26 protein-coding genes and 1 pseudogene are annotated in these 24,053 nt (G+C 43.2%); 4 read left to right on the forward strand and 23 right to left on the reverse strand.

Features of this window, described 5'->3' with window-relative positions; genetic code table 11:
* Positions 1 to 48: 48 nt before the first annotated feature.
* The 6 genes and pseudogenes from HMPREF9965_RS07780 to HMPREF9965_RS07805 form a co-directional block, all read right to left on the reverse strand.
* A complete protein-coding gene (locus tag HMPREF9965_RS07780) occupies positions 49 to 1,086 on the reverse strand; it encodes a SepM family pheromone-processing serine protease (protein WP_000730767.1) in 1,038 nt (345 codons plus the stop codon).
* The gene (gene coaD, locus HMPREF9965_RS07785) at positions 1,070 to 1,558 is read right to left on the reverse strand and encodes a pantetheine-phosphate adenylyltransferase (protein ID WP_001280708.1); all 489 of its coding nucleotides are present in this window, start codon (positions 1,556 to 1,558) and stop codon (positions 1,070 to 1,072) included. The genes HMPREF9965_RS07780 and coaD overlap by 17 nt, the downstream gene beginning before the upstream one ends.
* On the reverse strand, positions 1,548 to 2,087 hold the full coding sequence (gene rsmD / locus HMPREF9965_RS07790) for a 16S rRNA (guanine(966)-N(2))-methyltransferase RsmD (RefSeq protein ID WP_000706968.1): 540 nt from the start codon (positions 2,085 to 2,087) through the stop codon (positions 1,548 to 1,550). Before rsmD ends, coaD begins: the two co-directional genes overlap by 11 nt.
* Before the next feature lie 64 nt (positions 2,088 to 2,151).
* Positions 2,152 to 3,144 carry an aspartate--ammonia ligase gene (gene asnA / locus HMPREF9965_RS07795; protein ID WP_000748021.1) on the reverse strand — a complete coding sequence of 331 codons (993 nt, stop codon included), beginning with the start codon at positions 3,142 to 3,144 and terminating at the stop codon, positions 2,152 to 2,154.
* A gap of 110 nt (positions 3,145 to 3,254) precedes the next feature.
* A complete protein-coding gene (locus HMPREF9965_RS07800) occupies positions 3,255 to 3,938 on the reverse strand; it encodes a Bax inhibitor-1/YccA family protein (protein ID WP_001076868.1) in 684 nt (227 codons plus the stop codon).
* Between the two features lie 54 nt (positions 3,939 to 3,992).
* Positions 3,993 to 4,732, reverse strand: a pseudogene (locus tag HMPREF9965_RS07805) (TrmH family RNA methyltransferase).
* A 33-nt stretch (positions 4,733 to 4,765) separates the two neighbouring features.
* On the opposite strand from HMPREF9965_RS07805, the gene HMPREF9965_RS07810 reads away from it, so the two are divergent.
* Positions 4,766 to 5,044, forward strand: coding sequence for an acylphosphatase (locus tag HMPREF9965_RS07810; RefSeq protein ID WP_001174620.1), 279 nt, complete (start codon positions 4,766 to 4,768; stop codon positions 5,042 to 5,044).
* Between the two features lie 77 nt (positions 5,045 to 5,121).
* The gene (yidC, locus tag HMPREF9965_RS07815; protein WP_025170843.1) at positions 5,122 to 6,042 is read left to right on the forward strand and encodes a membrane protein insertase YidC; all 921 of its coding nucleotides are present in this window, start codon (positions 5,122 to 5,124) and stop codon (positions 6,040 to 6,042) included.
* A gap of 75 nt (positions 6,043 to 6,117) precedes the next feature.
* Here yidC and pflA read toward each other — a convergent pair whose 3' ends face one another.
* The 13 genes from pflA to HMPREF9965_RS07880 form a co-directional block, all read right to left on the reverse strand.
* Positions 6,118 to 6,912, reverse strand: coding sequence for a pyruvate formate-lyase-activating protein (gene pflA / locus HMPREF9965_RS07820; RefSeq protein WP_001288283.1), 795 nt, complete (start codon positions 6,910 to 6,912; stop codon positions 6,118 to 6,120).
* Positions 6,913 to 7,033: 121 nt separating this feature from the next.
* Positions 7,034 to 8,290 carry a diaminopimelate decarboxylase gene (locus HMPREF9965_RS07825; protein WP_000856539.1) on the reverse strand — a complete coding sequence of 419 codons (1,257 nt, stop codon included), beginning with the start codon at positions 8,288 to 8,290 and terminating at the stop codon, positions 7,034 to 7,036.
* Positions 8,291 to 8,356: 66 nt separating this feature from the next.
* On the reverse strand, positions 8,357 to 9,184 hold the full coding sequence (gene purR, locus HMPREF9965_RS07830; protein ID WP_002874197.1) for a pur operon repressor: 828 nt from the start codon (positions 9,182 to 9,184) through the stop codon (positions 8,357 to 8,359).
* Between the two features lie 105 nt (positions 9,185 to 9,289).
* Entirely contained in the window at positions 9,290 to 10,231 is a 942-nt protein-coding gene (locus HMPREF9965_RS07835) for a 3'-5' exoribonuclease YhaM family protein (RefSeq protein WP_000703206.1), read from the reverse strand.
* Positions 10,221 to 11,477 carry a DNA recombination protein RmuC gene (gene rmuC, locus HMPREF9965_RS07840; protein WP_000450912.1) on the reverse strand — a complete coding sequence of 419 codons (1,257 nt, stop codon included), beginning with the start codon at positions 11,475 to 11,477 and terminating at the stop codon, positions 10,221 to 10,223. The genes HMPREF9965_RS07835 and rmuC overlap by 11 nt, the downstream gene beginning before the upstream one ends.
* 1 nt (position 11,478) lies before the next feature.
* On the reverse strand, positions 11,479 to 12,141 hold the full coding sequence (locus HMPREF9965_RS07845) for a thiamine diphosphokinase (protein WP_001001251.1): 663 nt from the start codon (positions 12,139 to 12,141) through the stop codon (positions 11,479 to 11,481).
* On the reverse strand, positions 12,104 to 12,760 hold the full coding sequence (gene rpe / locus HMPREF9965_RS07850; RefSeq protein ID WP_000085005.1) for a ribulose-phosphate 3-epimerase: 657 nt from the start codon (positions 12,758 to 12,760) through the stop codon (positions 12,104 to 12,106). The genes HMPREF9965_RS07845 and rpe overlap by 38 nt, the downstream gene beginning before the upstream one ends.
* Positions 12,761 to 12,770: 10 nt before the next feature.
* A complete protein-coding gene (rsgA, locus tag HMPREF9965_RS07855) occupies positions 12,771 to 13,649 on the reverse strand; it encodes a ribosome small subunit-dependent GTPase A (protein ID WP_001161960.1) in 879 nt (292 codons plus the stop codon).
* A 1-nt stretch (position 13,650) separates the two neighbouring features.
* Positions 13,651 to 14,523 carry a 16S rRNA (adenine(1518)-N(6)/adenine(1519)-N(6))-dimethyltransferase RsmA gene (rsmA, locus tag HMPREF9965_RS07860; protein WP_001216837.1) on the reverse strand — a complete coding sequence of 291 codons (873 nt, stop codon included), beginning with the start codon at positions 14,521 to 14,523 and terminating at the stop codon, positions 13,651 to 13,653.
* Positions 14,520 to 14,855: a hypothetical protein gene (locus tag HMPREF9965_RS07865; protein WP_000702741.1), complete on the reverse strand. Its 336-nt coding sequence runs from the start codon at positions 14,853 to 14,855 to the stop codon at positions 14,520 to 14,522. The genes rsmA and HMPREF9965_RS07865 overlap by 4 nt, the downstream gene beginning before the upstream one ends.
* Before the next feature lie 217 nt (positions 14,856 to 15,072).
* On the reverse strand, positions 15,073 to 15,927 hold the full coding sequence (locus HMPREF9965_RS07870; protein ID WP_000755756.1) for an SDR family NAD(P)-dependent oxidoreductase: 855 nt from the start codon (positions 15,925 to 15,927) through the stop codon (positions 15,073 to 15,075).
* An 11-nt stretch (positions 15,928 to 15,938) separates the two neighbouring features.
* Positions 15,939 to 16,502: a ribonuclease M5 gene (rnmV, locus tag HMPREF9965_RS07875; RefSeq protein WP_000659987.1), complete on the reverse strand. Its 564-nt coding sequence runs from the start codon at positions 16,500 to 16,502 to the stop codon at positions 15,939 to 15,941.
* Entirely contained in the window at positions 16,502 to 17,275 is a 774-nt protein-coding gene (locus tag HMPREF9965_RS07880; RefSeq protein ID WP_000575629.1) for a TatD family hydrolase, read from the reverse strand. Before HMPREF9965_RS07880 ends, rnmV begins: the two co-directional genes overlap by 1 nt.
* Positions 17,276 to 17,426: 151 nt before the next feature.
* Between HMPREF9965_RS07880 and HMPREF9965_RS07885 the strand changes: the two genes are divergently transcribed.
* Positions 17,427 to 19,271: an APC family permease gene (locus HMPREF9965_RS07885; protein ID WP_000488828.1), complete on the forward strand. Its 1,845-nt coding sequence runs from the start codon at positions 17,427 to 17,429 to the stop codon at positions 19,269 to 19,271.
* A gap of 91 nt (positions 19,272 to 19,362) precedes the next feature.
* Here the strand turns inward: HMPREF9965_RS07885 and HMPREF9965_RS07890 are convergent, their stop codons facing one another.
* The 4 genes from HMPREF9965_RS07890 to HMPREF9965_RS0102465 all read right to left on the reverse strand — a co-directional run bounded on the left by HMPREF9965_RS07890 (position 19,363) and on the right by HMPREF9965_RS0102465 (position 23,393).
* On the reverse strand, positions 19,363 to 21,324 hold the full coding sequence (locus HMPREF9965_RS07890) for a peptide ABC transporter substrate-binding protein (RefSeq protein ID WP_000748551.1): 1,962 nt from the start codon (positions 21,322 to 21,324) through the stop codon (positions 19,363 to 19,365).
* Between the two features lie 142 nt (positions 21,325 to 21,466).
* On the reverse strand, positions 21,467 to 21,601 hold the full coding sequence (rpmH, locus tag HMPREF9965_RS07895) for a 50S ribosomal protein L34 (RefSeq protein ID WP_000831905.1): 135 nt from the start codon (positions 21,599 to 21,601) through the stop codon (positions 21,467 to 21,469).
* Positions 21,602 to 21,745: 144 nt separating this feature from the next.
* Positions 21,746 to 22,960 (reverse strand): pyridoxal phosphate-dependent aminotransferase, encoded by a 1,215-nt coding sequence (locus HMPREF9965_RS07900; protein ID WP_000666481.1) that lies wholly within the window; start codon positions 22,958 to 22,960, stop codon positions 21,746 to 21,748.
* Positions 22,961 to 23,102: 142 nt separating this feature from the next.
* A complete protein-coding gene (locus tag HMPREF9965_RS0102465) occupies positions 23,103 to 23,393 on the reverse strand; it encodes a hypothetical protein (protein ID WP_029745856.1) in 291 nt (96 codons plus the stop codon).
* 177 nt (positions 23,394 to 23,570) lie between these two features.
* Here HMPREF9965_RS0102465 and HMPREF9965_RS07905 point away from each other — a divergent pair, with 177 nt between their 5' ends.
* Complete coding sequence (locus tag HMPREF9965_RS07905; protein ID WP_000079159.1) at positions 23,571 to 24,023, forward strand: universal stress protein; 453 nt, start codon at positions 23,571 to 23,573, stop codon at positions 24,021 to 24,023.
* Positions 24,024 to 24,053: the final 30 nt, after the last annotated feature.

Raw genomic sequence — 24,053 nt, forward strand, 5'->3', positions numbered from 1 at the left:
TTATACCATCTTCTCTGCTTGCGCGCTAGTTTTCAATTTTTCTACGAATTAGGGATTGTTTTTAAGGTAATCAATCGCATCCTGCAAGGTCTTAACGGGAACGATTTTCATCTCTGTCTTGATCGTTTTAGCAGCTTCTAGGGCTGTTTCATAGTTACTTTTCGCATTGTGATCTGCTTTTTTTGCTTCCTCGGTGACTGGATTGTCAGGAGCAAAAAAGATGTTGGCTCCCTGACGAGAGGCTGCAACTACTTTTTTGTCAATTCCACCAATGTCGCCAACATTTCCATCGCGATCAATGGTTCCCGTTCCCGCAACGACGCGACCATTACGAAGCCCTGGATCTGCTATCTGGGTGTAGATAGCGAGACTAAACATGAGACCTGCACTGGGGCCACCGATACCAGCTGTAGAGAAGCGAATGGGAACGTCACTGGTCACTTCCGTACGGTCAATCAAGCCAATCCCAATCCCGTTTTTCCCGTTTTCGAGAGTGATAATTTTACCTTCAGCTGTCTTGACTTTTCCGTCTTCTTCGTAGGTTACCTTGACTGGATCTCCTAGTTTTTGAGAGTTGACATAGTCAATCAAGTCTTTGGAACTGTCAAACGTCTTATCATTAACAGCCGTCACGGTATCCGCAATGTTCAGAATGCCTTTGAAGGTTGAATTGTCCGTCACGGTCAAGACATAAACTCCCAAGTACTTGAGTTCGATATCCTTGCCTGCCGTCTTCAAACCTTGATACTTGGCCATATTTTGGGATGTTTGCATGTAGAACTGATTGATCCGCATAAACTCTGCATCTGTAGAGCCACCCGTTGTCTCCTGAGCGCTTCTAATATCCGTAAATGGAGTCAGCCAAGCATAGACCAGATGCGACAGGGTTGCATGTCGAATACCGACTGTCACAAACTGGTAAGCTCCTGCTTCTGTATCTTCTGTTTCATTGACTTTCAAAACTTGACGAATATCTTCCGCTCCACCTGGAACTTCTATGTAGTAAGGCAAGGGTACTACAAAAGCTAAAAAAGTCAATACTAGTGCTAGGATGACATATAAGGGCCATCTAGTTTTTTTCTTCATGTTCTAATTCCTCCACAACACTGTTTGGGACATATTGCTGAATCTCCTGACCAAACTTCAGAAGTTCTCTCACGGCTGAAGAGCTAATATAAAGATGCTCTGGGCGGCTATGTAGGTAGACAGTCTCGATCTCTGGAGCCAGTTGATGATTGTAGTAGTCAAAACTAGCCTCGTATTGCAAGTCTATAGCATTCCGCAAGCCACGGACAAGAGTTTTTGCTCCCAGTCTTCTTGCAACATCGACGACTAGTTGGTCATGAGAAGCCAGCACCTCTACATTATCTAAATGCGCCACAGCTTTTTCGACTGCCCGTTTGCGATTTTCAACAAGGAGAAAACCTTGTTTGTGGGGATTGTAGAACACCCCGACATAGAGCTTATCAAAGAGTTTGCTGGCACGTTCAATGATATCCAGATGTCCATTTGTCATCGGATCAAATGAACCTGTAAATAATCCAATTTTATCTGACATAGACCGTCACCTTACTAATCCCATATATTTTTTCTTTCCAGATGCCTAAGCAGGCGATTTCTTCTGGGAGTTCTACAGACTTATCGGTTTCACAGACAACCATGATCTCTTCGGAGAAAAGGTTTCTTTCTGCCATTTTTTCGATATCTGCAACGATTTGTTCCTTGGCATAGGGAGGGTCTAAAAAGATCAGGTCAAAGGGACCTTTCACTTGCTCCAAGGCCCGTTCAGCCTCCATCTTTAAGAGCTGAAATTTGGAAACTTCCTTGGTCATTTGGATGTTTTCAGCGATGATAGCTTGCGCCTTTCGATCCCGTTCTACTAAAACAGCATGGGACATGCCTCTTGACACAGCTTCAATAGACAGACCGCCACTGCCTGCATAAAGATCCAAGACACGACCACCCTCAAAATAGGGACCCATCATGTTAAAGATAGCTCCACGCACCTTATCTGATGTCGGCCTAGTCGTCTTTCCTTCTAGCGTCTTGAGGGGACGCCCTCTGTAGATTCCTGATACGATTTTCATACCGTTTATTATACCAAATTATGGGCAAAAAGAGAAAGAAAACCGAACCTTACGGTTCGATTCCCTACAAGATATTTTCGTACGTATCGCGGACTTCTTGCGGCCAAACACTAGTCTGAACCTCTCCGATGTGTTTCTTACGAAGAAGGAACATGGCCATCCGAGACTGTCCAATCCCCCCACCGATAGTCAGTGGAAAGAGCCCGTTGAGCAAGGCTTTATGCCATTCCAGCTCAAGTCTATCTTCATCTCCTGTAAGGGTAACTTGGCGGCGAAGGGTATCTTCATCTACCCGAATCCCCATTGAGGAAAGTTCAAAGGCACAGCCAAGAGGTTCATTCCAAACTAAGATGTCCCCATTCAGTCCCTTGTATCCATTCTCAGACTCTGTGGTCCAATCATCGTAGTCAGGCGCACGGCCATCATGAGGTTTCCCATCAGGCAATTCCCCACCAATACCAATCAAGAAAACTGCACCAAACTCTTTACAGATTGCATTTTCACGCTCTTTTGGTGTCAAGTCCGGGTAACGTTCTACCAACTCTTCTGTATGGATAAAGGTGATTTGTTTTGGCAAGATTGATTCGATATCATAGCGAGCTTCTACTGCTAGCTCTGTCAGACGAATAGCCTTGTAAATCTTTTCAACTGTTTCTTTAAGATAAGCGATATTGCGTTGTCCGTTTGGAATCACTTTTTCCCAGTCCCACTGGTCTACATAAACAGAGTGGGTAGCATCAAGTGAATCTTCGTCTGGACGAAGGGCCTTCATGTGAACAAACAGACCCTCACCCTCACCGAAACTAAAACGAGCCAAGGTATGGCGTTTCCATTTAGCAAGTGAATGAACGACCTCATAGGTTTCATCTGGAATTTGCAAGACCTTCACAGTTACTGCATTTTCAACACCTGAAAGGTTATCCTGCATCCCATCGCCGACCCTACTCAAGATAGGACCTTGAACTTCGACAACTTCTAACTTATCTTTCAAATACTGGGTAAAAGTGTTTTTGACAAAGGAAATTTCTTCTTGTTGCTGGATAAAACTTTTCTTCATAAGCTACTCCTCAAAAAATTAATTAAAAGCATTATACACCTATTTCCAAGAAAAGAAAAGGGTAAATAAGAAAAAGTCAGTGCTCTTTGGAACACTGACTCTATAGATTTTTAATCGTTTCGACCAAAGATTCGTAAAATGCTAAGGAAGAGATTGATAAAGTCTAGATAGATGCTGAGCGCCATTGAAATGACCCAACCTGTCGCTACTTGTCCTCGTGACTGCTCATAAACATAGCGAATCTTTTGGTTGTCCCAAGCAATCAAACCTGAGAAAACCAAGACCATGGCAATACTAATCATGTAATCAAAGAAGCCACTAGCCAAGAAAATATTCACGATCATAGCAATAATTAACCCGACAAGCGCAGCCATCAGAGCTCGACCCATTCCACTCAAATCCTTCTTGGTGAAAATTCCGATTGCTGCCATGACAAAGAAAAGAAGGGCACTGGATACAAAGGCTGATAAGACGGTCCCAGGTGTATAGAAGGCTACGACAAAACTAAGCGTAAAGCCATTTAAAACAGAATAAACTAAAAATACTGGGAGAGCTGCTGGGCTATTTTTTGCAGCCATGCTACTTGCAACAAAGACCAGACCAAGTTCTGCAAAAGTTGCAATCATCAACCAGAGACGGCCATGCATTAAAAAGTAGATCAATTGGGACTGAAAGACTGTCAACATCAAAGCTGACACCAGAGCTGATAGACCAATCCCAAGCCCCACAAAGGCATAAACCTTAGCGTAAAATTGATTGAGACCTGAACGTTCTTGAATAATTGTTTGATTCATTCTGATTCTCCTTTTTCTATAAATATGTCTTGATTATAACAAAGTTTTTATAAATTAGCTGAAATAAAACATCAAAATGCCTGCGGCAATGGCAACATTGAGACTCTCTGCTCGACCCTTCATGCCAATATGAACCAGCTGGTCAGCACTCTCAGCCATGATAGAACTAATCCCCTGCCCTTCATTTCCCATGACTAAAACAAAGTCTTCTAGGGGAGAAAGCTCACGATAGTCCTTGGATTCTTTGGATAAGGTCGTTGCGAGAATGGGCATAGCAGTCTTCTTAGCCTCTTCTACAAAGGAAGCAAGAGACATCCGATAGATGGGCAAGTGAAAATGACTGCCTTGCATGGAACGCAGGGTTTTGAGACTGTATATATCTGCTGACTTGTCTGAAACAATGACCCCTGTAAAACCTGCAGCATCCGCAGTCCGAATCATGGTACCCACATTACCAGGATCTTGAACGTCTTCTAAAAATAGAAACTTACCCTGACTAAAATCAGGCTGTCCCACTTCTTCTTTTTGAATAACAGCGACAATGCCTTGAGGGGTTTGCGTATCTGCTAAGTCCCGCAAAATCTCCTCTGAAACCCAGACAGTTTGAGGAAAAGCAGCCAACTGATCTCGGTAACTTTCTAGGGCAAAGATTTTCTCAATCGTTACTCCTGCTTGAACAGCTTCTTCGAATAAGTGCCAGCCTTCAATCAAATAGGCAGACTTTCGATATTTTTTTGATGCAATTTCTTGGCATTTTTCACCACAGAATTGGCTTTTGAGGTTATAATAGTCATAGAAACATTATAACACAATTAAAGGGGGTTAGTATGCAAAAGGTTAGAATGATTGCCCAAGGCAGGGTGCAGGGTGTTGGTTTTCGCTGGGGCGTTTATACTCTAGCGCTTGAAATCGGTGGCATCACTGGTCGTGTCTGGAATAACGACGATGGCACAGTGGAAATTCTCGCTCAGGCAGACTCCTCTGCCACTATGGCAAAATTTATCCAAGAAATCCGTAAAGGTCCAACGCCTTTTTCAAAAGTCACCTATTTAGATGTGCAGATGAGCAACTTTTCATCCTATTCAGACTTCAAAGTCGCAAATTAGGTCTCCAGAACTATTGTATATTTTACAAAAAAACAGTAGAATAGAAAGGTATAATTTTTAAAGAAGGAATGAAAACATTGAAATCTATTAAACGTTTTGCCCTCTCTGCTATGGGAGTTGCTATGCTACTTATCTTGACAGGCTGTGTTTCTGTTGATAAAACAACTGGAGAACCGACTGGATTTATCTGGAACACCATCGGAGCGCCTATGGCAGAGGCCATCAAATACTTTGCTAATGATATGGGACTTGGTTTTGGGATGGGGATTATCATCGTCACCATTATCGTGCGTTTGATTATCTTGCCACTCGGTATCTACCAATCGTGGAAAGCGACGCTTCACTCTGAAAAGATGAACGCCCTCAAACACGTGCTTGAACCACATCAAACACGTCTCAAAGAAGCAACAACTCAAGAAGAAAAACTTGAGGCTCAACAAGCTCTCTTTGCCGCCCAAAAAGAACATGGTATCAGCATGCTAGGAGGCGTCGGATGTTTCCCTATCTTGCTCCAAATGCCTTTCTTCTCTGCTATCTACTTTGCAGCCCAGCACACTGAAGGAGTTGCTGGTTCTAACTTCTTGGGAATTGATCTTGGCTCACCAAGCATGCTCCTCGTAGCCTTTGCAGGTATTCTTTACTACATCCAATCTCTCCTCTCGCTTCATGGAGTAGAAGACGAGATGCAAAGAGAACAGCTCAAGAAAATGATCTATATGAGCCCACTCATGATTGTTATCTTCTCACTCTTCTCACCAGCCAGTGTGACACTATACTGGGTTGTCGGTGGTTTCATGATGATTCTCCAACAGTTTATCGTCAACTATGTCGTTCGTCCAAAACTTCGTCAAAAAGTACGTGAAGAATACGAAAAGAACCCTCCGAAAGTCAGCCTTTCTGCAGGTGCAAGAAAAGATGTGACTCCTAAGCAGGCTCAAGCGATCACGACCAATAAGAAAAAGAAAAACCGCAACTCTGGCAAACAACGATCTAGATAAGATTCAAAAGGCTTAGCTGAAAGGCTAGGCTTTTTATGCATCACAAAAGCCCGATGTCTCCATCAGGCTTCTTTTTTATCCATGAACACGTTTCATGTAGTCTTGGTAACTTTCTGTATCCATCAATTCCTTGGCATTCTTAACACGGTCTGCTGTGGGAGGTTTGACCCCTTCAAGCGAATAAGGAATACCAAGTTCACGCCACTTGAATTCTCCCATAGTGTGATAAGGTAGGATTTCAAACTTGTCAACGTTTTTAAGAGTTTTTACGAACTTCCCAAGTTCAATCAAGTCCTCATCTCTATCTGTCAAGCCTGGAACCAACACATGGCGAATCCACACAGGCTTCCCAATATCTGATAGATATTTTGCACAGGCCAAGATATTTTTATTAGTTTGGCTGGTAACAATCCTGTGTTGTTCATCGTTAATCTCCTTGATATCCAAGAGAACCAAATCTGTCACAGCCATGAGTTTATTAAACTTTTCGAGATAACGTGGTTTATTACGGAACGGAAGGGCACAGGTATCCAAGGTACAGTGGATTCCTTTTTCCTTGGCCTTGGTAAAGAGGGCAATCAAGAAATCAATCTGTAAGAGGGCTTCTCCACCACTGACAGTGATTCCTCCTTTGTCTCCCCAGAATCCACGGTAGCGAAGGGCTTCTGACAAGACATCGTCTACTGTCCGTCTTCGTGATTTATTGGTCTCCATAGCCCATGTATCAGGGTTATGGCAGTATTGGCAACGCATGTGACAACCTTGCAAAAAGACAATAAACCGAATCCCAGGGCCATCTACCGCCCCAAAACTCTCTGTCGAATGCACCATTCCTGTCACTTGTCCATAGTCAATTGTTTCTTCAGACATATCGTCACCTTCCTTGAAACCGTTTTATAGTTTTATTATATCACGAGTAAGGTGAAAAACAAGGTTTTTTTGTCTATTTTTTAGAAAGCAATCTGTTTTTCACTTTCATTTTCAATTTCTTTTAATGATCCGATTCAAAATCAAAACCATACAAGGTTGCAAAATAGTCCTCAGGGCGCTCTGCACGGCGGATTTGGCGGGCTTTGCCTTCTTCGGTATAGAGGATTTCTGCCGAGCGCAGTTTGGCATTGTACTGATAACCCATGGAGAATCCATGTGCACCTGTATCATGAATCACCAGCAAATCACCGATTTCTGTATGAGGTAGTTCGCGATTAACCGCAAATTTATCATTGTTTTCACAGAGTGAACCGACCACGTCTACGACCTCAACTGGCCCATCTGGATAGGTCAGATTGGTAATATGGTGGTAGGCTCCATACATGGCAGGACGCATGAGGTTGACGGCTGAGGCATCTACACCCAGATAGGTACGGTAGGTTTTCTTTTTATGAGTGACTTTTGTGACGAGAACTCCGTGAGGTGCCAACATAAAACGGCCCAATTCAGTGAAAATCTTGACCTGCCCAAGACCTGCCGGCGTAAGGACTTCTTCATAAACCTTTCGCACCCCCTCACCAATCATAGCAATATCATTTGGCTCCTGGTCTGGGCGATAGTTGACTCCGATTCCGCCAGAAAGGTTAATAAAGTCTAGCGAAATACCCAACTTTTCCTTGATTTCAACAGCCAATTCAAAGAGCTGACGTGCCAACTCTGGGTAGTAGAGCTGGGTGACAGTATTGGATGCTAGGAAAGAGTGAATTCCAAAGGTCTTGGCTCCTTTTTCCTCCAAAATCGCAAAGGCTTCAAAAAGCTGGTCCTTGGTCATCCCAAACTTGGCTTCTCCAGGATTGTCCATGATATCTGTTCCTAGCTCAAAAACGCCACCAGGATTGTAACGACAAGAGATGATTTCTGGAATGCCTGCTGCACGCTCTAAATGTTCAATATCTTCAAAGGCATCCAAGTTAATGGTCGCACCCAATTCACGCGCATAGGCATATTCCTTGTCTGGCGTGTTGTTAGAAGAGAACATGATTTCAGAACCGGGGAAATTCAGTTTGTGGCTCATCAAGAGCTCCACGTAACTAGAACAGTCCACACCACAACCTTCCTCTTGGAGGATTTTCAAGATGGCTGGGGTTGGAGTGGCCTTGATTGCAAAATATTCCTTAAAGCCCTTGTTCCAGGAAAAGGCCTTGTTGACGGCTCTTGCTTTTTCACGAATCCCCTTCTCGTCATACAAGTGAAAGGGAGTCGGGAACTCTGCAACAATTGTTTCTAAATCTTCACGGCTGATAAATGGTGTTTTCATAGGCATCCTTCTATTCTGTTTGCAAAGAAAGGCTGGGACAATCGTTCCAACCTTTAGTTCTATCTCTTATTTGTCTTCGTCAAAGATATTTCCAATCTCAACATCGATGGATTGGTTCTTAACATCAATATTGGTTACTTTCAAGAGTGACTTGTAATCAAACTGCTTTTCACGTTCTTCTTGGGCATTGTCTGCAAAGACTGCGACACCAGCTAGTTCAGAGTCGAACTCACGCAAGAGACTAATCATCCCGTTGACCGTTCCGCCACCTTTCAAGAAGTCATCCACAATCAAGACACGACTGCCTGCCTTGAGACTGCGTTTTGAAAGGAACATTTTCTCAATGCGGTCACCACTTGAACCTGATACATAGTTGACGCTGACCGTTGAACCTTCGGTAATTTTCAAGTCACGGCGCACGATGACAAATGGAACATTGAGGACATTGGCAACTGCATTTGCGAGTGGCACACCTTTAGTTGCTACTGTCATAACGGCATCGATTTTTTGGTCCATAAAGCTCTTGGCAATGATACGCCCAATATTTTTCAAAATGGCAGGCGTACTAAGCAAATCAGAAAGGTAGATGTAGCCGCCTGGCAAGATACGGTCGCTTTCTGAAAGTTTGTCACGCAAGTCTGCGATCATTTCTTTAGCTTCATGACTCGAGATTGATGGTGTAAAGATAACGCCACCACCTGCTCCAGTCACAGTCTGAATATGGCCGATTTCGATTTCCTCAAAGGCACGCTTGATAATCACAATGTCCTCTGAAATCGATGATTTAGCAGATTCGTACTTTTCTGCAAAGGTGTTAAGACTTGTTAGTTTGTATGGATTATTAATTAAATAGTTGGAAATGACAACCATTCGATCACTTCTTCTTAATTTCATTTTTATTTACCATTCCATTTAATTTTGATATTTTATCCATTATACCACATTCACATAAAAAAAACGAACATTATTGCGTAAAAAATGCTCGTTTTTCTTAAATTATTAATCTAAATCTGGTTTATAGAAGGAACGATTGTCCATAGCGAAAATTTTATTGGTCATCTCTCCTTTATCCACCAAAGCTAGAGCTGTTGACATCATCATCATGCTGGCATCTAGATTGTCAATCATATGAATAATCTCTGCCTCCATAATGCGTGGACGGACTGGGCTTCCATACTCCAGCAAGCCATGATGACTGAGGATGACATGGCGCAGTAGCACCACTTCTTCTCTAGTATCATCGATGCCGAGTTCCATGACTGTCTTGGTAATTTCGCTATCGATGAGGGCGATATGGCCGATGAGATTGCCTCGCACTGTGTACTCCGTCTGATCGGGGCCACTGAGTTCTAAAACCTTGGCCAAGTCATGCAACATAATCCCAGCATAGAGGAGGCTCTTGTTGAGCTGAGGATAGATGTCGCTAATGGCATCTGCCAAGCGCACCATGGTTGCTGTATGATAGGCCAAACCCGTTTCAAAGGCATGGTGGTTAGTCTTGGCAGCTGGATAGGAGTAGAATTCCTTATCATACTTGGTGTAGAGACTGCGAACGATACGCTGCCAGACAGGATTTTCAATCTTGAAAATCATTTGCGACATGTAGTCACGAATCTCCTTGACATCAACTGGAGATTTGACCTTGAAATCAGCTGGATCGTTGGGTTCGCCAGGCTGAGGTAAGCGAAGGGTGATTTGATTGACTTGAGGAGTATTGTTGTAAACTTCTCTGCGCCCTTGCATGTGGACCACTTTCCCAGCGGTGAAGGCCTCAACGTTATGAGGTTGGGCATCCCAGAGTTTCCCTTCAATCTCGCCACTATCGTCTTGGAAGGTAAAGGCTAGGTAGTTTTTCCCAGCTCGCGTCTGTCTCAGGTCAGCTGACTTAATCAGGTAAAAGCCTTCAAACAGCTCATCTTTTTTCATGTGACTAATCTTCATATTCTTCCTCATCTTCTTGGAAATGGAGTAGATCAAGCGCAGGCTCACCTTCTGATAACTCAATGTGACGGAGCGTCCGCTCGATAGCTGTAGTACGACGGTTTAATAATTCATCAATATTGCCAGAGGCATGTTGGAGATGCTTTTGTGCCTTGACCAGAATGCCTCCGAACTTGCCAAACTCGGTCTTAACGCTGGCAAGAGTCTTGCTGATATGGTCAGCACTCTTTTGGATATTGAGGGTCTTGAAGCCAACTGATAGAGAGTTAAGCAGGGCTGATAGGGTACTTGGACCTGCGACAATAATCTGCTCTTCCCGTCTCAAATCATCAAAGAAGATCGGATTGCGAACAATCTCTGAGTAGAGTCCCTCTGTCGGAACAAACAAAACTCCAAAATTGGTCGTTCGAGGTGGCGCTATGTACTTGCTCTTGATATCCTTGGCGAAACGCTTAACGCTTGCCAAGAGAGATTTGCGACAGCGTTCGATTTCGTCCTTATCGCCTGCTTCATAGGCTTCTTCTAAGCGATAATAATCCGCCAGTGGAAACTTGGAGTCAATCGGCAAATAGACATATTCCTGATCACCTTGGCCAGGTAACTTGATGGCGTACTCCACTCGCTCGCTAGAGTTTTCAACCGTTGCAAATTCTCGTTCGTACTGGGCAGGCGTCATGATATCTTCGATGATTTGCCCCAGTTGCAATTCACCCAGAATCCCTCGCGTTTTGGTTCCAGAGAGAACCTTGTTGAGTGCACCGACATCGCGGGCAACTGTCTGCATTTCTCCAAGGCCACGATTGACAGACTCTAGTTGCTTGGAAACTGTCTCGAAGGAAGCCTGCAAGCGTGTCTGCAAGGTCTTTTCCAACTTTTCCTCGACCGTTTGGCGCATTTGTTCTAGACGTTGCTCATTTGATTCCTGCAAGGCTTGGAGACGTTGGTCGGTCTTGTCTCTGGTTTGGAGGAGATTATCTGTCATTTCTTGACGGACTTGAGTCAATCCTTGATGCAACTCCATTCGCACTTCCTGCAAACGGTCACTGACAGCCACTTCCAAATCTTTTTGATCTAGCTGACTGGCTTGTCTAGCTTGCTCAAAGCGATAATCCAGTTGATCTGAAAGATTGTCTGCCTGATCCTCCAAACTCTTGCTTAGGTGTTTCTCCTGCTTATCCTGCCTTTGCCAAATGAGAAAGAGTCCAGCTAGATTGGCAATTAATAATAGTAATAATACAGTCTCCATCCTACCTCCTGTCCTTGCTGTGCAGCACGACGACATAGCCATCTGGGCAAGTTACCGAAACTTCCCTATCTATATATTCGTTAGAAGCGTACACTTTTTTAAAGAAAAAATTCTCCTCAGTCAGCTCATACTTGGCACCGAGAATGGTCAACTGGCTATCCCGAACCGGCATAAAGGCTAGATAGTCATAGTCCGAACGGGGTTCTAGCTGACTGGTCCCTTCTGGGCAATAGGCAAGCAAGTTTTGCCCATCTTCAATTTCTATCTGGCGCATATAGGGTGCTAACTTGGGATTGCTAGGTAGAAAAACATTGGCCAGCATGTGGTCAATGCGACCACCTAGGGCACCGAAAATAGTGACCTGAGCCTGAGGATTTTGCTCAAAGATGGTCAAGAGAGCCAGTTCCAGATCTGTATCATCCTTTTCTGGCTGGGCTTGGATAAAGCGCTGGGCACGTTTTTGAATCAACTGACGTTCGTCTGCAGTGACAGAATCAAAATCCCCAACTGCTAGAGTCAGAGGAAGGTCTTCTTCCAAGACCCAGAGCGAACCTCGATCCACACCGACAAAGCAGTCAAAATTTGTCCGATAATGACCGCGATCTCCGCCTGCAAAAACGGCAACCCTAGTCCAGTTGTTTTCTGAGAGTTTGCACTCGTTCATTGACATCTCCCTTAAAGACATAGGAACCTGCTACAAAAACGGTCGCACCAGCTTCTTTGGCTTGAGCAATGGTCTGATTATCAATCCCACCATCCACTTCGATTTCAAAGCTCAAACCTTTTTTCTCACGAAGGGCAACCAGCTCACGAACCTTGTCCATGGTTTCAGGTAGAAAGGCTTGCCCACCGAAGCCAGGGTTAACCGTCATGACCAAGACTTGGTCAACTAGGTGAAGGACGTGTTTGATAGCTTCAACCGGCGTACCAGGGTTAATGACAACAGATGGCTTGACACCTAGAGAGCGAATCTTTTGAAGAGCGCCATGGATATGAGGTGTTGCCTCTACATGGATGCTGATGATATCCGCTCCTGCACGCGCAAAGTCTTCCAAATGGTATTCTGGATTCACCACCATCAAGTGGCAATCAAAAACCATCTTACTATGAGGACGAAGAGCTTCAACCACACCTGCACCAAAACTGATTTGTGGCACAAAGTGACCATCCATGATATCGATATGAGCATATTCTGCCCCAGTTGCTTCTAGGCGTTTAATTTCTCGTTCAAAGTTGGCATAATCTGCTGCCAGAATTGACGGAGCAATCTTGTATTGAGACATAGGTTTCTCCTTATTTTGGGATTTTTTTACTGACTTTTTTATAGGTTTCTCTGCGATTTTCAATCTCACTGAGGAATTGCAGGTAGTTGTCAAAACGGAAGGTTGCAATGATTCCTTCTTCGACAGCCAGCTTAACCGCACAGGCTGGCTCATGGGTATGAGTACAGGTACGGAATTTACAGTCTCGACTGACACTGGCAATCTCTGGAAAAGCCTGATTGAGGTCTTCTGCTGTTGATACTTCATAGTCCAGCGATGAAAATCCGGGTGTGTCAGCTATCTTTCCACCATTGAGATTGTAAAAACTAACAGCCCGAGTTGTATGACGACCGCGACCAAGACTGTCTGAGATTTCTCCTGTCTCGAGATTGAGATCTGGTGCGATTTTATTGAGAAGAGTTGACTTACCAACACCTGTCTGCCCCATAAAGACCGTAACCTTGCCTGTCAATAGTGGCAAAAGCTCTTCCTTACTAGTCACAAAGTCGTAACCAATGGCACCGTAAGTCTGCTGGTAAAAATCCAGTTCTCCACTATCTTCCAGCAAATCCATTTTAGAAATATAGACGATGGGATGGATGCCCTTGTGCTCCAAAAGAACCAAGAAACGATCCAGCAAATTGCTATTAAAATCAGGCTCCTTAGCCGACATGATAACCACAGCTTGGTCAATATTAACAATAGGTGGGCGAACCAGACTATTTTTTCGTTCGTGAATCGTGAGAATGTAACCTTCTGAATTTTCCTCCGCAGAAAAATCTACCCAGTCCCCAACATAGGGTGTATGGCCTTTTTTGCGAAAATTCCCACGCGCGCGTGTTTGATAGATCTGGCCATCACTCTCTACATAGTAGAATCCTGCCAAGGCTTTAATGATTTGTCCCTGCATCTTAGAGTCCTTGTCCTTTAAGCGCATCTGCCAGACTGGCAAATTCTGCCAAGCCGAGAGCTTCACCACGTATACTTGGTGACAAGCCTGCATGATCCAAAGCCTTGGTCAGTTTATCCTTGACTTCTTCGGTCTTGCCAAAATAACCTGTCAGGTTATTCCACAAGGTCTTGCGACGATGAGTGAAACTAGCCTTGGAAACCTTAAAGAAGAAGTTCTCATCTTCTACTGCTACAGCCGGCTCTGGACGGCGCACCATTTTCAAGATAGCTGAGTCCACGTTTGGTGCTGGTACAAAGACCGTACGAGGCACGATGAAGGCAACCTTAGCTGTCATATAATACTGCACAGCAATAGACAAACTACCGTAAGCCTTGGTATTTGGCTGTGCTGAGATGCGATCCGCCACTTCTTTTTGCATCATGACGACAAACTCACTAAAAGGAATGCCACTCTCGATCAAGTGCATGAGAATAGGTGTCGTGATATAGTAAGGTAAGTTGGCTACTACCTTGATTGGCAGATCAGGATTTTTAAAATTCTGGATATGTTGCGCCAAATCGACCTTGAGAATGTCCTCGTTGACTACTGTTACATTATCAAAATCACGCAAGGTATCGGCTAGGATTGGCACCAAACGATGGTCAATCTCAAAAGCCATGACCTCTGCCGCACGCTCAGCCAAAAACTCCGTCAAAGCACCAATTCCTGGACCAATTTCGATGACATTGACCTGATCATCAATTTCAGCCGTATCCACGATTTTTTGAAGGATATTGGTATCCGTCAGGAAATTTTGCCCGAAGGACTTTTTAAAGGTAAAACCGTGACGCTCCAGCACTGCCTTGGTCACGCTATAATCTGCAATTCTCATTTATTCTCTTTTCTAATATAATATACTTCAGGGGTACTATGATAGAGCAAAACAAATAAGGGAGTCTCAGTAATTCCTTCCAACATCTCTTTTAATACCGCATCCGGATGGATAATCTCTCGTGTTTTGGTGAAATAAACACCTTGTTCACCATTTCGATTACGAAGTTCCCAGACCACATTATTTCCTTGAACAGACGGCAAATAACGTTCCTTTTCTAAAAAGTCAAAAAATTCTTTTACCATCATATCCTCTGGAACTTCAAATTCTACCTCATGAGGCAATACATCATCCCCCATACAAACAGAATCCCTATCAACCCGTATTTTCATATCACTCTTTCCTCGCAAATTTCTATTTGGACGCTATCAAAATAAATCTAAGTACCTCTATTGTAACACATTCCCCATGCATTTTGAGGTCTGCTCAACTATTATCATAAGATTTCATAACCTCTTCCACTTCTGCCAAGGTCACTCCAAACAGATTTAGATATCTGAATTTCCTTCCACTATTGAGGCAGTCCATGAAATTTATTTTTCTCATCCTTTATGGATTATCTCTTGAAAAAGTCAGGTGCTCAAGCAAAGAATAGAGTTTTTCTTGCTCCTCTTCTTCGTAAGCAGATCTATTTGCTTTTACTTCCCTGCATTTCTCGTCATACAAAAAACCGTCATATCTATCTTCTGTAGATAAGGCTGTGTAGACTTTGGCCATTTCTTCCGGGCTAATTGAAAATCTTGACTTGATTTTATACAAATTTTTCATAAAAGCGCTGAGGTGATCATAGCGGCGCATATCAACTTTGACATTGGTCACACGGATTGCCTGAACCTTGATACCTTTCCAATGTTTCCGCATATAAAGCGACAGCATCAACAAGGCTAGTTTATTCTGATAATAGGTCTTGGCAGGACTATAATGTTTTTGACCAGCTAAATTTTCAAAATCAAGCTTCATGAAAGGATAAAGCATCAGCCCTTGAGAAGAAATATTAATAATCCGACCACTTTTTGACTTTTCCAACAAACCCTTTAACAAGGTGGAAAGTAAAAAGGGAGCAACCACATTGGTCGCAAACTGCTTTTCTAATCCCTCCCTAGTCAGGATGGGCTTTTTGACCGATAAGTCAAAATCAGCTGCATTGTTAATCAGAACGTCTAAAGCGTCTTCTTTTTGAATATACTGTTCCACTGCTTTCTTGATACTCTCCAAATCAGATAAATCAGCCAAAATATAATCTACATGCGGATTTCCTGTTTGTTGGCAGATTTCCTCACAGGTTTGCTCAGCAGCTTCTTTCCGTCGGCAAAATAGAGTCACTGACCAGTCCTTTTCAGCTAATTGTTTTGCAGCCTGATAGCCAATACCACTATTACCACCCGTAATAATTACTTTTTTCATTCCTGACTCCGTTAGACTGAATACTTAGCCATCACTTCTTCTACTTCTGCCAAGGTTATCCCAAATAACTCTAAGCGCTTGAGGAGTTGCTTGCCGTTGGAATAGCCGATGCGAAGCTGTTCGCCTAGATATTCTCGGCGCCTACGACTGTCTGCTCCCGCCAAGAAACCTAGGCGAATCAAATCAGCACGACTGATGTCAAACTCGTTCTTGTTTTCAAATTTCTCTGTCACTTGAGCCAGCGCTATTTTTAGATCTTCATAGCTGGCGTGTTCGATTCCCAGAGAACGTCCCTTGGACTTGGATTTGGGAACAGCTTCATCTCGCTTGAGAAAGGCATGCTGCACTGTTGGAATGGCCGTCATAATCATGCGACGAATGCGTTCACCATTAAAGTCAGGGTCTGTAAATACAATGACTCCATGCAGTTCATGCAGGCGACGAATCCGCTCTATATCCTGGTCATTTATTGCGGAACCTCGTGTCTCATAGGTTTCCACGTCAAAGTAACGTTTGAGATTGGCCGTATCATCGCGACCTTCGACCACGATGACTTGGGAAATTTTTTCTTTCATCACTTGCTGTCCAATCCAAAGATACGCTCTGCATTTGCAGTCGTTATAGCTGCTAATTCCTCGGTCGTCATCCCACGCAAGTCGGCGATAAAGTCCACCACATAGCGTGTGTAGGCTGTTTTGTTTTCACGGCCACGTTTAGGAACAGGAGCTAGGTAAGGGGCATCTGTCTCAACAAGGATTTTATCCAAAGGAAGCTCCCTAGCAGCCTCTTGGATATCCGTTGCTTTCTTAAAAGTTACCACTCCTGAGAAAGAAATGGTCATACCAAGCCCGACAAACTTCTCAGCCCACTCCAAAGAACCTGAAAATGAATGCATAATCCCACCACGAGGACCAACGCCCTCACTCTTGATAATCTCATAAGTATCTTCTAGCGCATCACGGGTATGGACCACAAAAGGCAAATTCAAGTCCTTAGACAACTGAATCTGACGACGAAAAACCTGCTCCTGCACTTCCTTAGGTGCTGTCATCCAGTGATAGTCCAGACCAATCTCCCCCAAGGCAACGACCTTAGGATGTTTTAGTTTTTCAAGCAAGTAAGCTTCGACCTCATCTGTGTAAGTCCCTGCTTCCGTCGGATGCCAGCCAATAGTTGCGTAGAGTTGCTCATACTCATCTGTCAATTCTAGGGCTCGCTCAATGGTCGGTGTATCAAAACCAACAATATTCATCTGTGTCACACCCATCTCAGCAGCCAAGGCGATTTCTTCTGCCTCACGTCCTGCAAATTCTTCTACATTTAAATGTGTGTGCGTATCAAAAATCATCTCTTATAACCTCATTTTCTTCCATCTATTATACCAAAAATAGCATCCCTCGGCTTGTAAAAATATTCTAATACCGACCATTCTCCCTTGACTGCCCTTTTTCAAAGCAGTATAATAACACTTATTGAAATTTTCATCAAAGGAAAAGAAAATGTTTAGAAAATTAAAATATACCTTTATCGGTCGACCACTCAAGTCTCTCACAGACGGCGAAGGGGGATTGCTTGGAAAAATGCAGGCACTTGCAATGTTATCCAGTGATGCCCTGTCTTCTATTGCCTATGGACCTGAACAAGTCATTCTCGTTTTAGTCAGTCTCTCTCCTCTCGCTATTTGGTGGAGCCTCCCTATCGGTATTTTTGTCCTCTTACTGCTCGCTAGTTTGACCATTTCCTATCGTCAAATCATTCATGCCTATCCTCAAGGTGGAGGAGCTTATATGGTTACTCGAGAAAATCTATCTCCCGAGCTAGGCTTGATTGCAGGAGGCAGCCTCCTTGTTGACTATATGCTGACAGTAGCCGTATCCGTTGCTTCTGGAGCTGATGCTATTACTGCAGCCATACCTGCCCTCCATCCCTACAATCTTCATATCTCTATTTTCCTAGTCTGCCTGCTCATGCTCTTGAATTTAAGAGGCTTGAAAGAATCGGCCAGCTCTCTGATGATTCCCGTCTACCTCTTTATCTTCAGTACCGTCTTTCTCTTGCTTTATGGGTTCTTTCAACTGTTTACAGGTTCCCTAAACTATCAGGCGACTTCAACCATTGGACAAACTGTTCCGAGCCTTTCCATCGTTCTCCTACTAAGAGCCTTTACCAGTGGCTCTGCCTCTCTGACAGGGGTTGAAGCTATTTCAAATGCGGTACCATTTTTCAAAACTCCGAAGGAAAAGAATGCTGCTCAGACCTTGACCATCATGTCGCTCATTTTAGGTTTTCTTTTTGCGGGCATTACCTTCCTAAACTACTGGATGGGCATCACACCTCAACACGGAGAAACCATCCTCTCGCAAATGGCAAAGGGCATTCTTGGGAATTCATTCTTTGGTCATGCTAGCTACTATCTCTTCCAGTTCTCCACAGCCTTGATTCTAGCTGTAGCTGCAAATACTGGCTTTTCAGCCTTCCCTATGCTGTCCTACAATATGGCTAAAAACAAATACATGCCCCATCTCTTTATGGAAAAAGGAGACCGCCTTGGCTACTCCAACGGCATCTTAACTCTGGCTTTTGGAGCTATGATCCTTCTTCTCATTTTTAACGGGAATACTGAACGCCTGATTCCTCTTTATACTATCGGTGTCTTCGTTCCCTTTGCCCTTTCTCAGACTGGGATGATTCGTCATTGGAAAAAGGAAAAAGGAGCAAATTTCTTAAAACCTGCCTTTGCTAATATCCTTGGGGCCATCATTTGTTATGCTATCGTTCTCATTCTACTTCTCTTCAGACTGGGTGATATCTGGCCTTTCTTCCCAATTATCCTAGTTTTAACTTTCCTCTTTTTATCCATTCACAGCCATTACCAAAAAGTGGCAAAACAGCTACGACTCTACGAAGGAATTGAAAAGCGCACTTATGACGGCAACCTTGTCCTTGTCCTAGTAGGAAATGTTACTCGAGTAAGTGTCGGAGCCATTAACTACGCTCAAAGTATCGGTGATGAAGTGTTAGCCATGCACATTTCTACTAAAGAAACGGCTGAAAAAGACCAAGAAATTCTTCAGGAATTTGCCGACTACTTCCCAAATATCAATCTGAAGAATATCAATACCAGTTACCGCGACATCATCACCCCTAGTGTTAAGTATGTCAAACGGATATCCGAGGAAGCCCAGAAAAAGAACTATACAGTCACTGTCCTTGTACCTCAGTTTATCCCTAATAAACCTTGGCAAAATATCCTGCACAATCAAATGAGCCTCAAACTAAAATACGCTCTTCGTTGGCACCAGGATGTCGTTGTCGCTAGCTACTCCTATCACTTAAAAGAATAAAGAAAAGGCCCTACCAGAACCAAAAAGCGTCTGGCGGGGCCTTTTTCTGAATCCAGCCACTATGCTTAACTAAAAAGCATGACTAGGAATATTATTGAATGTGGTTAGCTAAATCTTCCTGAGCTTTTTTATTGGACTCAGTTTTTTCTTTTTGCCATTTTTCATAAAGCTCTTGATACTGTTTCGCAGTCACGGGATCTTTTTGCAACTCAAGGTATTTGTAGTTATCCGCATCCCCTTTATGTCCGACAAATGAGAAGGCTCCTGTGAACGGTACAGTCTTACGGAAGATTGGATTAGCTCCTCCACTTTGAACTGGCAGAAAGAGAGCACTATCTGTTAGCCAAGCTTGAACTTCAGCAAATTTTTCATAGCGAGTCTGAGTATTTTCAACCTCATTGTCTGCTATGTCCAACAACTTCTTGTAGGTAGAGAGACCGATTTTTTCCTTGACATCATTGTCTTTCCCTGGAGTCAGGCCAAGATTTTTTAACTGAGAACCAGAGTCTGGATCCAAGAGGTCAAGATATGTCTTAGGATCAGAGTAATCTCCACTCCAGCCCGAAATATCGATGTCATAGTCCTTTTGTTCAGCTGTGTCAGCAAAGAAGGTTGCATTGTCTTTCTCGTCTGGAGACAATTGAATCACATCGATAACAATATTATCTGATCCAAGTGTCTCCTCAACCGTCTGCTTGAAAGAACTTGCTTGCTGTACATCCAACTTGGCAGTCTGGTCTACCGGCATGTCTAAATGGATAGGGAAGGTCACACCTTCTGCCTGCAAACTTTCTTTGGCTTTGGCAAATTCTGCCTTGGCTTTATCAGCATTCAGGAAAGCAGGTTGCGCGTCATTCAGATTAATATTTGACCACTCTGAACCATAGTTGACCATCTTTTCATTGACAGCATCTCCAAAATTCTTTCCACCGATTTGAACAAAGTTGCTTGGTGTGACAGTGTTTCGAAGGATACGGTCAGCTCCATCTTCTCCATTTGTCTGGGCAGCGTAGGCATGACGGTCAAAGGCAAAGTTAATCGCCTGACGGAAGTCTTTATTTTGCATAGCTGCACGAGAATCCGTCTTTTCTTTATCCGTCTGTTTCATGGTTTGATTGTAACTTTGACGGTTGACATTGAAGAGATAGTAGAAAGTCACAGCATTCTGAGGAGTATAGGTAATCTTATCTTCATTCCCTTTTTTCAGCTGGTCAAAGACAGAGCTTGTCGGGAAGATACGTCCGTCTGTGTAGTTACCTTCTAAGAATCCTCGAGCCAAACTATCTTGGTCTGAACCATCATAGAAGGAAAGTTTTACCTTCTCAATTTTCACATTGTCCTTATCCCAGTAATTGGGGTTCTTTTCAAACTCAATTAAAGATTTTGAAGTAAAAGACTTGAACAAGTATGGCCCATTGGATAAGATACTAGATGGGGTAACACTTCCAAAGTCATCTCCCTTAGATTTCAAAAAAGCTTCATTGACAGGACTCAAAATTCCCCCTGTTGTCTTTGAATTCCAATAAGACTCTGGCTTGTTCAAGGTGTATTGGAGAGTATAGTCGTCCACTGCCTTGACTCCAACCGTCTCAAAGTCAGATGTCTTCCCTTCGACATAATCTGCCAAACCTTTGATCGAATCCCGTACCAAGTACAAGTTCTCAGCCTTTTTATCCGCTGCATACTTGAGACCCGTCACAAAGTCATGAGCTGTCACTTCAGCGTATTCTTCTCCTTCAGAGGTATACCACTTAGCCCCTTGGCGGATTTTATAGGTATAGGTCAAACCATCTTTTGATACAGTCCATGACTCTGCCATAGAAGGGACGAGATTGCCGTACTTATCATTTTCCAACAAACCATCAATCAAGTTTGTCGTAATGCTAGAGGTCGAACCACGTGTTGAAGTGATATAGTCTAATGTATCTGGATTGCTTGCAAATACATATGAGTAGGTTTTATCTGTATTTGATTGTGCCGAACTACAAGCCACCATCAAGAAGCTTGCACTCAAAATTCCAGCCCCTAGTAGGAGGGCTTTTGATTTCTTCATAACTGTTCTCCATTTTTATAGTATATGAAATATTATACACTATTTAAGAAAAAATATAAAGTCTTTACAGACTGATATTATAGAAAAAAGAAAAGCCAGTAGACTCGAGTTCCTACTGACTTCTTTGTTGAATTCGTTTGGATTATGCAGCCAAAACTTTGCGTCCTTTACGACGACGAGCTGCCAATACGCGACGACCGTTTTTAGTTGACATACGGTTACGGAATCCGTGTTTGCGCGCACGACGAAGTTTACTTGGTTGATAAGTACGTTTCACGATGAATACCTCCTCATAGATTTTGTATTCGTTTAGCCGGCTATAAAGTGATCAGTTACTAAACATACTTTACTATTCTATCTGATTCTGCCACTTTTGTCAATAGCTCCAAGCAAATGTTTTCTAGCTTTTCCTATGAAAGCCCTATCTACGATATTGTTTCAAGAAACGAGTCATCTTTTCTTGGATTTGCGCCAATTCGTCCACACGAGGGAGGTAAACGATACGGAAATGGTCTGGTTCTTGCCAGTTAAAGCCGCGGCCATGAACCAAGAGAACCTTTTCCTGCTTCAAGAAATTAAGGACAAACTGTTCATCGTCATCGATGCGGTACATATTGCGATCGATTTTAGGGAAAATATAAAGACCTGCCTTTGGTTTGACTGCAGACAAACCTGGAATATCTTGAATGGCATTATAGATAAAGTTTCTTTGCTCATAGATGCGACCACCAGGAAGGAGTAATTCGTCCACTGACTGGTGACCTCCTAGTGATGTTTGGACGACTTGCTGGGCCAAAACGTTGGAACAAAGGCGCATATTGGACAGCATATTGAGACCTTCGATATAGCCTTTAACATGTGTCTTAGGACCAGACAAGACCATCCAGCCCACACGAAAACCAGCGATACGGTGGGATTTTGACAGACCATTCATGCTGACACAGAAGACATCTGGTGCCAAGCTCGCCACAGGCGTATGCACATGCCCATCCATCACCATGCGGTCATAGATTTCGTCCGCAAAGATGATCAAATCGTTTTGACGAGCGATTTCAATAATCTCCAACAGGAGTTCTTTAGGATAAAGGGCTCCTGTTGGATTGTTCGGATTGATAAGGACGATAGCCTTGGTATTGGAAGTGATTTTTGACTTGATATCGTCAATATCAGGATACCATTCTGCAGCTTCGTCACAGATATAGTGAACCGCATTTCCCCCAGCTAGGCTGACAGCAGCTGTCCAGAGAGGATAGTCTGGCATAGGCACCAAGACCTCATCGCCATTATCCAAAAGCCCCTGCATAGACATGACAATCAGCTCACTGACACCATTTCCAAGGTAGATATCATCAATGTCCACATTGGGGAAGTTCTTCAGTTGGCAATACTGCATGATGGCCTTACGGGCTGAGAAAATCCCTTTAGAGTCAGAATACCCTTCGCTATCACGCGCATTCATAATCAAGTCATGAATGACCTCATCTGGTGCTGTAAAGCCAAATTCTGCTGGATTCCCTGTATTCAGACGTAAAATCTTTTCTCCGTTTGCTCGCATCCGCATAGCTTCTTCCAAAACAGGGCCACGGATATCATAGGCAACATGCTCTAGCTTACTAGACTTGTTATATTCTTTCATCTTGTTTCCTCAATTCATCGAGATAGTAACATTATACCACTAGAAAGGGATTGCGACAAGTTTCCTGAAATGAGGGAGCCAAGAAAAAACTCACAACGATTAGGTTCTTACCGTCTAAATAACTAGAAGGAAGAACCATTTCTCACATACCAAAAGACAAACCTAGAAAGACTAATGCTAAAAAGGAATCATACAAAAGATTAAACATGAGAAAGAGCCCCCACGTGACCAAATAGTCCAAGCGACCACTTCTCTTTGCAATCACAAATAAAATGATGTGGTAGACTAAGTGAAAGAGAAGAAAGCCAACAAAACCTGGATAGAGAACAGGCACGACTCTTTCCAGCTGCCAAAGCATCACTACTTCTCCTACAAGTGACGCAAGGATAATTCCATGATAAAGAAGACTTATTTTTTTTAGAAGCTTGAACAGATCCTTTCATACTTTCTCATCCCCTCGCTGTGTTTCCTACTATCCCGTTTTCTTTTATTTTAACATATCTCCCCCAAATCGAATCTCCAATAATATTTATTTAAAATATGATTTTTACTTTACTTCTTTAGTGAAAAGGATTACAATAAAAGTAAGAAAATTTCAGGAGGTTTCATTATGGCACAACGTTACCAAAATGTTATGGTTGCAATTGATGGTTCTAAAGAGGCAGACTTGGCTTTTGTTAAAGGTGTTTACACTGCTCTACGCAATGATTCCAAGCTCACCATTGCCCATGTTATTGACACACGCGCTCTTCAAAGCGTGTCTACCTTTGATGCTGAAGTTTACGAAGAACTCCAAGTTGACGCTGAAAGTTTGATGAAAGAGTACGAAAAACGTGCAAAAGATGCGGGCGTGACCGATATTCATACCGTCATCGAAATGGGAAATCCAAAAACTCTCCTTGCCCGTACCATTCCAGACGCAGAAAATGTTGACCTGATTCTCGTCGGTGCAACAGGTCTTAATGCCTTTGAACGCCTCTTGGTTGGCTCTTCATCTGAATACATCCTCCGCCACGCAAAAGTTGATTTGCTCGTCGTGAGAGAACAAGAAAAAACATTATAGGAACACAAAAGGAGCCTGCTAGGCTCCCTT

Source organism: Streptococcus mitis bv. 2 str. SK95 (assembly GCF_000222705.1).
GTDB classification, from domain to species: domain Bacteria; phylum Bacillota; class Bacilli; order Lactobacillales; family Streptococcaceae; genus Streptococcus; species Streptococcus mitis_AY.